The following is a 12,634-nucleotide window of genomic DNA, read 5'->3' on the forward strand; positions in this document are numbered from 1 at the left end:
TTGAAACGAATGAAAATAGTACAGAGGTGTCAGGATGAGACTAAGAAACAAGCCTTGGGCTAAAGATAAATTGAAGGAATACTCTAATTTTGTGATCCAGGAGCCGGAGCAGCACCGCGGAAAATGGGGAGAAGTTTTTGAAAAAGACCAGCCGCTTCACATCGAGATCGGTACCGGTAAAGGCCAATTCATCACAGGAATGGCCAAAGCCAATCCGGACGTTAACTATATCGGCATTGAACTGCAGGAGAGCGTCATTGTCAGTGCACTGGACAGGCTGATTGAAGAAGATTTGCCAAACTGCAAACTAATGAATGTGAACGGGGCTGAACTTGCAAAGTATTTTGAAAGCGGAGACGTCGACCGGGTCTATTTGAATTTCTCTGATCCATGGCCAAAAACACGCCATGAAAAACGCAGACTGACTTTCAAATCCTTCCTTGAAGTATACGAATCCATCCTTGTGAAGAATGGAGAAATCCACTTCAAGACAGATAATCAGGGCTTGTTCGAGTATTCGCTCGTAAGCTTTTCACATTATGGCATGAAGCTGAATTACGTCAGCCTCGACCTTCACAACAGCGACTTCGAAGGCAACATCATGACGGAATACGAAGAAAAATTCTCGTCACGAGGCAGCCGGATTTACCGCTGTGAAGTGCAATTTATTTCTAAATAATGAAGACGACCGAACCGGCGATTTTACATCGACCGGTTTTTTAAATTGAAAAAAAGGCGTATTAAATTTCAGTTCGCCAAATTAATTTTATTTTCGCCAATAAAATTGGAAAGCCGCGCAATAAAAATTTATTTTCGCCAATAAAATCTGAAAATCACCGAATAAAAATAGATTATCGCCAATAATATTGTGAACTCCGCCAATTAAAAGAATTCCGTGGAATGAAGCCCCAAAAATGAGCAGCGATTCTATATCAAAATCAAAATAGAAGTTGAATTATTTAAAGATTTAAAATTCCAGTGATACAATCATAAGAAAAAAGGGGGATTGGCAATGGAAAATCTGGAGCTAGGAAATGTTAAGCTAAAGTGGCTGAAGGGCGGGGTGACCCACCTGGATGGCGGAGCGATGTTCGGCGTTGTACCGAAACCGCTTTGGACCAGAAAATATGAAGTGAATGACAAAAATCAAATCGAACTGAGGACAGACCCGATTCTTATTCAGGCAGAGGGAAAGAATTTCCTGGTTGAAAGCGGGATTGGAAATGGGAAACTGAATGAGAAGCAAAAACGGAATTTTGGTGTCCTTGAAGAATCAAGCCTTGATGCGGAACTGGAGCGATTGGGGCTGACTGCCGCTGACATTGACTTTGTTTTGATGACGCATATGCATTTTGATCATGCCTGCGGATTGACGAAAGTGATCGATGGTGAACTGGCATCCGTTTTTCCGAATGCAAAAATCATCACTTCTCAGGTCGAGTGGGATGAAATGCGCAATCCGAATATCCGTTCCAAGAGTACATACTGGAGAGAAAACTGGCAGGGAATCGAGCAGCAGGTAGAGGCTTTTGAAAAAGAATGGTCGTTTGGGCCGCTCAAGATGATTCACACTGGAGGACACAGTGATGGCCATTCAATACTGATCATTGAGGATGGAGATTCAACCGTCGTCCACATGGCTGATATCATGCCGACCCATGCTCATCAAAACCCTCTCTGGGTGATGGCGTACGATGATTATCCGATGGATTCGATTTTTGCCAAGCAGAAGTGGCTGGAATATGGAATAAGCAGGAACGCCTGGTTTACTTTTTACCATGATTCTGTGTACAGGGCCGTCAAATTCGACCAAGATGGGAAGATAACTGAAAGCATTGAAAGAAAAAAATAGACCTGCCGCGGCAGGTCTGGGTTTCTTTTCGTCTAATTTAATGGGTAGGCGTCCAATATGGCACCGGTTGCTGCATCTGCGATAAACTCATATTGCTCAACCCTGCCGTCAACATTGCGTGAGACACCGCCTTTGTATACCTGGTATTCAATTGGCGGTTTGGAGAAGGCTTCAACCGTCATATTGATCCATGAACCGCTGATGGGTCCGGATTTTTTAAAAGCGGCCTTTGCATCATTCAGTACTTTTTCAGCTGAGACTGTTTCTTTTTGTGAGGCAAGTTCCTTTACTGCATATGCACCAGCAAGGCCGGCGCCAACGCCGAGGACAAAGGCTTTCCAGTTCATAGTCAAGTACCTCCAAGGTTATATATGGAATTTCAAGTTAACTTCATCATAACAAATCCCTATGCTGGAGCAAAGGATTAATGACCGTACTATTCATGTGATTGGCAGGAATATGACTGGCAAGCAGAGGAAATGTTCTGTAAAATGGATGGTATACATAATGTTTAGCAAACCTAAACTTTTTTAAAAGGAGCAGTCATATGAACGAGCAAACATTAAGCCTGTTTAAAACTTTGACAGAATTGCCTGGAGCTCCGGGCAATGAGCATCCTGTTCGTAAATTTATGCGCGAGCAGCTTGGACAATATTCTGATGAATTGATCCAGGATAAATTGGGAAGTGTATTTGGCGTGAAAAAGGGAAATCCGGATGGCCCGAAAATCATGGTCGCCGGACATATGGATGAAGTTGGTTTCATGGTAACTTCGATCACGAAAAACGGAATGATCCGATTCCAGACACTTGGTGGCTGGTGGAGCCAGGTGCTTCTTGCACAGCGCGTCCAGATCATTACGAAAAATGGGCCAGTTACTGGTGTAATTGGATCGATCCCTCCTCATCTATTGGATGAGTCGAAGCGCAACAAACCAATGGAAATCAAGAATATGCTGATAGATATCGGTGCAGATGATAAGGAAGATGCGATCAGGATCGGGATTAAACCAGGGCAGCAAATCGTGCCAATCTGTCCGTTCACGCCGATGGCAAACGAAAAGAAGATTCTCGCAAAAGCCTGGGATAACCGCTATGGCTGCGGTCTGGCAATCGAATTGCTAAAAGAAACAAAGGACATCCAATTGCCAAATATGCTTTACTCTGGTGCGACTGTCCAGGAAGAGGTCGGCTTAAGAGGCGCTCAGACGGCTGCCAATATGATCGACCCGGACATCTTCTTTGCGTTAGATGCGAGCCCGGCCAATGATATGTCAGGTGATAAAAATGAATTTGGCCAACTTGGAAAGGGAACATTGCTGAGAATTCTCGACCGTTCGATGGTCACGCACCGAGGTATGAGGGAATTCATCCTCGACATGGCTGAAACCAATGATATTCCTTACCAGTACTTCGTTTCCCAGGGTGGAACTGATGCAGGAAGAGTCCATACTTCCAATCAGGGAATCCCGAGTGCGGTCATTGGCATCTGTTCACGCTATATCCATACAGCAGCGTCCATGATCCATTTCGATGACTATGCGGCAGCGAAGGAATTGCTCGTCAAACTTGTCAAAGCAGCTGATAAAACAACGGTAGAAACCATCAAAAACAATAGTTAATCTACTCAAAATGAGGGGCAGCTGATCACTGCTCCTTTTTCATGGATGAAAGGTGGAAATGGATATGAAAGTGGCAGTAGGTTCAAAGAATCCGGCAAAAATCAATGCAGTTAAGGCAGCGTTTCAAGAAACAGATTATGAGATTGTCTCAATAGATGCTGAATCTGGGGTAAGCGACCAGCCAATGTCAGATGAGGAAACCATCAGAGGTGCTGTCAACAGAGCCATCGAGGCTGCCGAAAAAGGAGAAGCAGGAATTGGCATTGGCCTCGAAGGAGGAGTCCAGCAAACTCCATACGGACTAATGCTATGCAATTGGGGAGCTTTGGCAGTGAAAGGGATGGAGCCGATCATTGCGGGAGGAGCCAGGATTCCGCTTCCGGATGAAGTAGCACAGCAATTGTTGGCAGGTTCCGAACTCGGGCCAGTGATGGACGATTACGCAAAAAAACAAAATGTCCGTAAAAATGAAGGAGCTATCGGGATCTTTACAAATGGACAAATCGACCGAAGCGAAATGTTCACTCATGTCATGAAACTGCTCGCTGGACAATATGAATATAATACGGATAAGACAGTCTAAAGAGGCTGTCTTTTATAGTTTTGATATAAAAAATGGCGAATATAAAGATTTATCGACAAATTTCTGAAAAATATCTTAATTTCCAACAAAAAATGCTTGAGAAGTCTTGTCACCCATCAAACAAGCAAGGTATGATAGAAAAGGAGTGGTTAAGTCCTTAGCAAGGGGGAAAAAAGTATGATGAAGTTCAGTAGGGCATTTGGGCTCGTTATAGTAGGAGTAATTCTGCTGAGCGGTTGTTCTGCCCAGTTTTCAGAGCAAAAGGCTGAAATAAAAAAAGAAGTTTCAAATACATTTGAAACTCAGCCTGAGAAAACGAATAATAGTACTAAAGACATAGAGTATTACTTGCCATCCGAGTTTAAAGTGGAAGAGGAAACGCCAAATAATGTCCTGTTCAATAATGGCTCAAAAACATATATTCTTTTCTATAATCAACACGAGAAAGAAGACAGTAAAGTGGTCTATGAATCTACTGTCAAGCAGCAGAAAGAATGGGACGCCAATGAGACATTCAGTAAAAATGGCAAATTTGGCTATATGCTGGTCAAGCAGCTGAAGGAAAATCAGTATCAGTTAATTGTCGGTATCGGCGGTGTCAAGCTGACCACAGAAACCGAAAACGTAAAAGAAGATGCAGAAGCCATGATGGAAATCGCGAATTCTGTGAAAGTAAAATAAACCTCGGCCCTATGCTGTCTGAAGCTAATATAAGTTCAGACAGCTTTTTGTTTTTTCATGTGAAAGCTATACAAAGTAGAGCAGGGTTCGGACAGGTTTTTGCAATTTCACGTGAAAGCTGTCCAAAGTAGAGTCGTGTTCAAACTCCTTATAGTATTTTTTTACCTAAGTTGTCTCCCCTCTATCTTCTTATACTTACACAATTGCCGCCAATTGCAGGTGTGGGTAAGAATCCCTTCTCGTAATCAGATTAGTTTCTTTTTTCACCCTGCATGGGTACAATAAGATAAGTAAAATGAGATTTAACCGGGAGGTACCAATATGAAAAACTTGGAGTCAATGGAACAATTCGAAACGTTGAAAAACGATGGAAAACATATATTTTTATTTACGGCGGGCTGGTGCCCGGACTGCCGTGTGATCGAGCCAGTCTTGCCTGAAATCGAAAGCAAGTACAGTGACTATGAATTCGTCTCTGTAGACCGGGATGACTTCATCGATTTGTGCATCCAGCTTGATGTATTCGGAATCCCAAGCTTCATCGCATTTGAAAATGGCAAAGAGCTTGGCCGTTTTGTCAGCAAGAACAGAAAAACACAGACTGAGATTGAAAATTTCATTGAAGGTCTTGCTTAATTCTTTCCCTCCATCTTTTGAGGTGGAGGGAAATTTCATGTAAAATGAGTTTGCAGAAACTCCTGGAGAAGTGGAGGGATACAACAATGGACAGCAGAAAAATGCGTAAAGAGCTTGAAAACCGCCTGCAGCATCCTGACCGGACTTTTTCTTATGACCGGGAAAAGGATCAGTTAAGGATTGAACATAAAAACACTGGACGCGGCATTACGATTGCCCTGCCCGGGATTATTGCTAAGTGGCAGGATCAGAAAGAAAAGGCAATTGATGAAGTTGTCTACTATGTTTCGGAAGGTTTAAATGCGATGGAAAGCCAGCTTGAACTGTCAGGCAAGGAAAAGAACATCTTCCCTGTCATCCGCTCGACGTCATTTCCATCGGAAGCTGAGGAAGGGACACCTTTCCTTTATGATGATCATACCGCTGAAACAAGGATCTATTATGCTTTGGATTTAGGCACTACATACAGGCTGATTGATTCAAAGCTTCTTAAAAAAGAGGGATGGTCAGCAGGCCAGGTCCGTGAGACAGCTTTGTTCAATGTACGTTCGCTTTCCGTCAAACTGAAAGAGGACCGTGTGGCTGATAATACCTTTTATTTCCTCAATACCAATGACGGCTATGATGCGAGCCGTATCCTGAATACAAGCTTTTTGAATGAAATGAAGAAAAAAATGAAGGGGAACATGGCGGTGGCCGTTCCCCACCAGGATGTCCTGATCATCGCTGATGTGGAGAACAACACTGGCTATGATATCCTGGCCCAGATGACCATGAGCTTTTTTGCGAGTGGAAGGGTACCGATCACAGCCTTAAGCTTTTTATATGAAGACGGTGAATTGGAACCAATCTTTATTTTGGGCAAAACAAAAAAGGAATAGGATAGACAGGAGATGAAGCCCGATAATACGGGCTTTTTTTCCTTTATGTACTTCTGATGTAAGCTTTTGTAAATATCTGAGCCTAAAGTTGATTCTCTCAGGAGAATTCTTCTCGTAAAAAATGCTCATTCTTTCAATTTATCTCGAAAAATATTGATTTACTGTTAAAATAAAGAATGAAATGCGAAAGAAAGAGTGATTTAAATTGAGTTGGATTAAAAGAATTTTTACGATGTTCCAAAATGATGATGATGAATTTGATGATATTGAGAGAGAACAATCAGTTCAAAAACCAGTCAAACAAGATCGCAGCCAAAAGAAGGATCTTGAGGCAAAGGTATTGTACCAGTATCCAAAGGGGCAGTTCCGGTTCCCTTTGATTCCCGATGGTAACCCAGGGAATGAGACTCCGCGAAAAGAACGGAAAGAAAGGGTTGGCCCGGTTGAAGAAATAAAGCCTTTTATCAATGAAAAAGGCTCGTTCAGCTTTAAAAATGACAGTATCCCCCGGCAGGATTCCAACCAAAGACCGCGCCGAAAATCTGTAGAGGACACTAAGGACACACACAGAACAAAACGAGCGGAAAAAGTGAAGGAACCATTGAAGACTGGAAGAACAGAGGAAGCTGCTTCGAAATTTCGATATGAACCGCGAAAAGACAGCAAACCGAAATTCACGCAGCCATTCAAGCCAACAGAAATTCCATCTCCGATTTATGCATTCAACAGGCCGCCAAGGAAAGAGCAGAATCAAAAGAGCCTGGAAGATGTAGAGTATGAATTGACGGGGTTTGAAAAGGCACAGGAAAACAAAGCATCACAACCCATACGAAGTGATATCGATTTTATCCAAAAAGAGACGATTCAGCCAGAACAGCCAATGATAACGGAAAAGCAGGAAGGTATTCTGCTAGAGCAGCCAGCCCAGATTGAAAAGCAGGAGGAAGTTCTGCTAGAGCAGCCAGCCCAGATAGAAAAGCAGGAAGTAGTTCTGCTGGAGCAGGCAGACCAAATTGAAAAGCAGGAAGGCGTCCTGCTAGAACAGCCAGCCCAGATTGAAATGCAGGGAAAACTTCTGGAGCAAGATCACTACATAGAAGATGATCTTGCAGAAACCCAGGACATCAAGACACCTGAAATAGAGGATGAAATTGCTCAATTCAATCTCGAAACAGAAGCACTTGATGTAATCCTTCGTGGTGAAGTGAACGATCATCAAGTTTTCGCAAAAGGGAATGAACTTGAAGAAGACGTTAAACTCCCGGCTGAATCCGTAGCGGTCAATGAACTTACAGATGTACTGACTCCTCGTCAAAACGAACATGTGTCGGCAGTGGTTCGTGAAGAGTCAGAAGTATTCGTACATCATGAGGATGATGCTGAGAAAGTACAGGGAGCGATAGAGCTGACTGCTCCATCATCTGAAAATCCTAAAGAGAAGGATCATCAAACCTTCGCAGAGGCAAAACAAGAAAATGTCCCTCAGGTAAACACAGCAGAAGAGGCGATTTCTTACACTGAGACAGTTCAGCCTTATGAAGAAGAGGAAACTCTTCTATCTGAGAACTCATCCGAAGAGCCTGTAACGGATCAAGACCTCCAGCAGGAGGAGGAAAAAACGGCAGAACCGAAAAGGCAGCTTCCTTTCAATGTCCTCATGCTTAAGCAGGATAAAAGGAAATGGGAAGCACGCAATATGTCTAAATATCCTTCTTTCATGACAGATGGCCGAAAAGCTGATGCACAAAAGCAGCCAACTGAAGAAATGAACGAAGTCCATCCAGAGGCAGAAACTGAGGAATCTTCATTAGTTGTGACCTCTTCTGCGAACAGTGTCACGCAGGGAAATCATCCAGTCGAGGGAAGCGCTGTTGCTCAGTCGTTCGAGCGTGAGACACATCCAGTCGAGGGAAGCGTTGTTGCTCAGTCATTCGAGCGTGAGGCACAGCCAGTCGAGGGAAGTGCTGATGCTCAGTCGTTCGAACGTGAGGCACATCCAGTCGAGACAAGGACGGATGCACAGTCGTTCGAACGTAATGCAGAACCAGCAGCACAGGAGAAAGTGGTCACAGTACTAGTACAAGAAGCACAAGGGGTAAAAATGCATACAAGCCAGCCGGCGGAAGAGTTGGCACAACCTTCGGTTATGGCTGAAGAAAAAGCAGGCCGAATTTCGGATGGTCCTTCTGAAGTCCGTCCGGCAGCGGTATATGACTTCCCTCCGCTTGATTTGTTGAATCCGCCTGTGTTCAAGGCTCCAGACCCGGAATGGCTTGCAGAACAGGAACATATGCTCAATGAAACTCTGAGGAATTTCAATGTTGGCGCAAGAGTGGTCAACGTGACGCAGGGACCATCTGTTACCAGATTTGAGGTACAGCCCGAACCTGGAGTAAAAGTCAATAAAATTACCAATCTATCAGATGATATCAAGCTAAGCCTTGCGGCAAAGGATATCCGGATTGAAGCGCCGATACCTGGGAAGCACACGATTGGGATCGAGGTGCCGAACCATACGAGCAGACCGGTATTATTGAGTGAGATTTTGCAGTCAGCAGGGTTTATGGATCTTGAATCTCCGTTGTCGGTTGCTCTGGGACTTGATATAGCCGGAAATCCAATCGTCACTGACCTGAAAAAGATGCCGCACGGATTGATTGCCGGTGCGACCGGGTCAGGAAAGAGTGTCTGCATCAACACGATGCTGGTCAGCCTGCTTTATAAGGCCCATCCAGATGAGGTGAAGCTGCTGCTGATTGACCCGAAAATGGTTGAATTGGCACCTTACAACCGAATTCCTCATCTAGTAAGCCCGGTCATCACTGATGTAAAAGCAGCGACAGCCTCGCTCAAGTGGGCAGTTGAGGAAATGGAACGCCGTTACGAATTGTTCGCACATACAGGTGTCCGTGATATCAGCAGGTTCAATGAACTTGCCGAGAAGCATCGCAGGTTTTCTGATAAGCTTCCGTATATCGTCATTGTCATCGATGAGCTGGCAGATTTGATGATGATGGCTCCTGGTGATGTCGAAGAGGCGATTTGCCGGATTGCCCAAAAAGCGCGTGCCTGCGGTATTCACTTAATCATTGCGACACAGCGTCCATCTGTTGACGTCATTACAGGATTGATTAAAGCGAATGTCCCAACAAGAATAGCGTTCTCTGTTTCCTCACAGGTGGACTCAAGAACGATCATTGATATCAGCGGAGCCGAAAAGCTTCTCGGCCGCGGGGATATGCTGTTCCTAGAAAATGGTTCATCCAAGCCATTCCGTCTGCAGGGTACATTCGTTACGGACAATGAGATTGATGACATTGTTGCTTTTGTCAGGGAGCAGCGGGACCCGCAATACTTGTTTGAACAGGATGAACTGCTGAAAAAAGCCCAGGTGACTGAAGACGAAGATGAACTCTTTTATGAAGCATGCGAATTTGTCATCGATCAGGGAGGCGCTTCTACTTCAAGTGTCCAGCGCCGTTTCAAAATCGGATATAACCGTGCGGCAAGACTGATTGAGATGATGGAGCAGCAAGGGTTCATTTCTGAAGGCAAGGGAAGCAAGCCAAGGGACGTCCTTATTACGGCTTCGGACCTTGAGTCCCTCCAGGAAACTAGTACATTCAATTAATAAATGGTATTCTTTATTAGCATGTACTTATAATAAGGAATAACTGATATAGAAGTTGGGTTGTTATTGAAGGAGCTTTTTGGATGAAAGAAATTGAATTGAAAATGCAGGGGAAAATCAGCCGCCTGACCAATCATACATTCAAGTTTGATGAAAGGATCCGGGATGGCTGGTTTTCAGCCGTGTATTTTCTCAAGACTCAAGAGCTAGTGAAGAAATACCAGGAAGACAATATCATCACCATGCAATTTTTTCAAAAAGATGAGGCAGTCCTGTGCGGGACAGATGAAGTCATCGCCCTGGTAAAAACATTTGCCGACCATCCTGAGGAACTTGAGATTTACTCACTTAAGGATGGAGATAAAATTTCTCCATTCGAAACGGTCCTGACCATTACAGGTCCTTACCAGAGTTTCGGTTATCTTGAAGGAATCATTGACGGCATCCTGGCCAGAAGGACATCTGTAGCAACGAATGTTTATAATGTCGTCAAGGCTGCAAGCCATTCAGGCAAGCAAAAGCCGGTGATTTTCATGGGGGACCGTGATGATCATTATACGACACAAGCCGGAGATGGGTATGCTGCCTACATTGGAGGAGCCACAGCACAGGCCACACACGCGATGAACGAATGGTGGGGCAAGCAGGGGATGGGAACCATGCCTCATGCTTTAATCCAGATGTTCGACGGTGATATCCTGGCAGCAACCAAGGCTTATCATGAAACATTTCCTCAAGATGATCTGATTGCTCTGGTGGATTATAATAATGACGCGGTTACAGATTCATTGAAAGTCGCGAGGGAATTTGGGGAAAAGTTAAAAGGAGTAAGGGTTGACACTTCTCGTACAATGATCGACCAGTATTTCCTCAGGAACCAGCATCTGCTTGGAACGTTTGATCCTCGCGGTGTGAATGCTGAATTGATTTTCGCCTTAAGGAAAGCACTTGATGATGAAGGTTTTCAACATGTGAAAATTGTCGTCAGCGGCGGCTTCAGTGAAAAAAGGATCCTTGAGTTCGAAAAGCATAATGTTCCAGTCGACATGTATGGAGTAGGCGGCAGCCTTTTAAAATTGAAGATTGGTTTTACCGGTGACAATGTGATGCTGAATGGAAAACATCAGGCGAAATCTGGGAGAAGGTTCAGGCCAAACCCTCGTCTTGAAAAAGTTGAATTCTAATCGCGGCACAGAAGTTTAAAAGAAACTCACTTAGGGAAAAAGTGCATTTATCCATGTTGCCATTTTCTATAATAATTTTGAAATAAGAATGAAACTGTGTAATTTACAGTAATGATGTTATAATGATTCAATACATGAGAGATAAGATAGATAAGATTAAGTTGGCTCGTGCGGCAGTTTCTTAAGGGAGACAGGCTAAATGAGCAAAACAGGATATCTGTCATATACTGTGTTACATACAGACGTTGTTGGAGGTTCTTTATATGACTATTTACCATTTTGTAGGTATAAAGGGGTCTGGAATGAGTGCTTTGGCTCAAGTTCTCCATGATATGGATTATCAGGTACAGGGCTCCGATTATGACAAGCACTTTTTTACCCAGGTTGCCCTTGAGAATTCTGGAATAAAGATCCTTCCGTTTAATAAGGAAAATATACAGCCTGGGATGACAATCATTGCCGGCAATGCCTATCCGGATACCCACGAAGAAATTCAGGAAGGAATGAAACTCGGCCTTCCGATCATCAGATACCACCGTTTCCTTGGTGATTTTATGCAGAACTTCACGAGTGTGGCGGTTACAGGGGCACATGGCAAAACGTCGACTACAGGCTTGCTTGCGCATGTAATGAGGGGTGCCAAACCAACATCCTTCCTGATTGGTGATGGAACCGGGAAAGGTGATAAGGATGCTCAATACTTTGTATTTGAGGCCTGTGAGTATCGCCGCCATTTCCTATCCTATTTCCCTGATTACGCGATCATGACGAATATCGATTTCGACCACCCGGATTACTTCGCCAATATCGAGGATGTCTTCTCGGCTTTCCAGGAGATGTCATGGCAGGTCAAAAAGGGTATTTTCGCATGTGGTGACGATGAACAGCTTCAAAAAATCCAGGCGAAGGTGCCAGTCGTATTTTATGGCTTTGGGGAGGAAAATGATTTCCAGGCCCGGAATATCATTAAATCAACAAGTGGGACTACCTTTGATGTCTTTGTCCGGAATACGTTCTATGACACGTTCTCGATTCCGGCATTTGGAGACCATAATGTGCTGAACTCACTTGGTGTCATTGCATTATGCCATTATGAGAACATCGACTCAAAGGTCATCCAGGAACAGCTTGAAACCTTCGAAGGGGTTAAAAGAAGATTCTCTGAAAAGAAGGTTGCCGACCAGATCATCATTGATGATTACGCACACCATCCGACAGAAATCAAAGCAACAATCGATGCGGCAAAGCAAAAGTATCCGGATCGTGAAATTGTTGCTGTATTCCAGCCGCATACCTTTACAAGGACACAGGCATTCCTGAATGAGTTTGCCGAAAGCCTAAACAAGGCAGATAAGGTTTATCTTTGCGAAATCTTCGGCTCAGCCCGTGAGATTCATGGAAAACTATCGATTACGGATCTTAAAGATAAAATCGATGACGCTGAAATCATCACAGAAGATGATACAACATTGCTGAAGGAGCATGACAATGGAGTCATCCTGTTTATGGGTGCAGGCGATATCCAGAAGTTCCAGGAAGCATATGAAAAACAATTGCAAGTGTAA

Annotated in this window: 11 protein-coding genes; 10 read left to right on the plus strand and 1 reads right to left on the minus strand. The window is 44.0% G+C overall.

Annotated features, from left to right (window positions below):
* Nucleotides 1-34 precede the first annotated feature (34 nt).
* Together trmB and FS736_RS11545 are read left to right on the plus strand one after the other, a co-directional pair.
* Entirely contained in the window at nucleotides 35-679 is a 645-nt protein-coding gene (gene trmB / locus FS736_RS11540; RefSeq protein ID WP_144477210.1) for a tRNA (guanosine(46)-N7)-methyltransferase TrmB, read from the plus strand.
* A 333-nt stretch (nucleotides 680-1,012) separates the two neighbouring features.
* Nucleotides 1,013-1,852 (plus strand): YtnP family quorum-quenching lactonase, encoded by an 840-nt coding sequence (locus FS736_RS11545; RefSeq protein WP_144477213.1) that lies wholly within the window; start codon nucleotides 1,013-1,015, stop codon nucleotides 1,850-1,852.
* A 32-nt stretch (nucleotides 1,853-1,884) separates the two neighbouring features.
* Here FS736_RS11545 and FS736_RS11550 read toward each other — a convergent pair whose 3' ends face one another.
* Nucleotides 1,885-2,199 carry a PepSY domain-containing protein gene (locus FS736_RS11550; RefSeq protein WP_144477216.1) on the minus strand — a complete coding sequence of 105 codons (315 nt, stop codon included), beginning with the start codon at nucleotides 2,197-2,199 and terminating at the stop codon, nucleotides 1,885-1,887.
* 200 nt (nucleotides 2,200-2,399) lie between these two features.
* Here FS736_RS11550 and FS736_RS11555 point away from each other — a divergent pair, with 200 nt between their 5' ends.
* From FS736_RS11555 to murC, 8 genes are all read left to right on the plus strand, one after another.
* Entirely contained in the window at nucleotides 2,400-3,473 is a 1,074-nt protein-coding gene (locus FS736_RS11555; RefSeq protein WP_144477219.1) for a M42 family metallopeptidase, read from the plus strand.
* Nucleotides 3,474-3,537: 64 nt separating this feature from the next.
* On the plus strand, nucleotides 3,538-4,056 hold the full coding sequence (locus FS736_RS11560; protein WP_144477222.1) for a DUF84 family protein: 519 nt from the start codon (nucleotides 3,538-3,540) through the stop codon (nucleotides 4,054-4,056).
* A 177-nt stretch (nucleotides 4,057-4,233) separates the two neighbouring features.
* Nucleotides 4,234-4,737, plus strand: coding sequence for a hypothetical protein (locus FS736_RS11565; RefSeq protein WP_144477225.1), 504 nt, complete (start codon nucleotides 4,234-4,236; stop codon nucleotides 4,735-4,737).
* Nucleotides 4,738-5,058: 321 nt separating this feature from the next.
* Entirely contained in the window at nucleotides 5,059-5,373 is a 315-nt protein-coding gene (locus FS736_RS11570; RefSeq protein ID WP_144477228.1) for a thioredoxin family protein, read from the plus strand.
* A gap of 86 nt (nucleotides 5,374-5,459) precedes the next feature.
* Entirely contained in the window at nucleotides 5,460-6,254 is a 795-nt protein-coding gene (locus FS736_RS11575; RefSeq protein ID WP_144477231.1) for a DUF1444 domain-containing protein, read from the plus strand.
* A gap of 205 nt (nucleotides 6,255-6,459) precedes the next feature.
* Entirely contained in the window at nucleotides 6,460-9,885 is a 3,426-nt protein-coding gene (locus tag FS736_RS25160; RefSeq protein ID WP_260983586.1) for a DNA translocase FtsK, read from the plus strand.
* An 83-nt stretch (nucleotides 9,886-9,968) separates the two neighbouring features.
* Nucleotides 9,969-11,069 carry a nicotinate phosphoribosyltransferase gene (locus FS736_RS11585; protein ID WP_144477235.1) on the plus strand — a complete coding sequence of 367 codons (1,101 nt, stop codon included), beginning with the start codon at nucleotides 9,969-9,971 and terminating at the stop codon, nucleotides 11,067-11,069.
* A 263-nt stretch (nucleotides 11,070-11,332) separates the two neighbouring features.
* Nucleotides 11,333-12,634, plus strand: a complete 1,302-nt coding sequence (murC, locus tag FS736_RS11590; RefSeq protein WP_144477238.1) for a UDP-N-acetylmuramate--L-alanine ligase — start codon at nucleotides 11,333-11,335, stop codon at nucleotides 12,632-12,634.

The sequence above is a fragment of the Cytobacillus oceanisediminis 2691 genome (genome assembly GCF_007678455.1).
Classification (GTDB): domain Bacteria; phylum Bacillota; class Bacilli; order Bacillales; family Cytobacillaceae; genus Mesobacillus; species Mesobacillus oceanisediminis_A.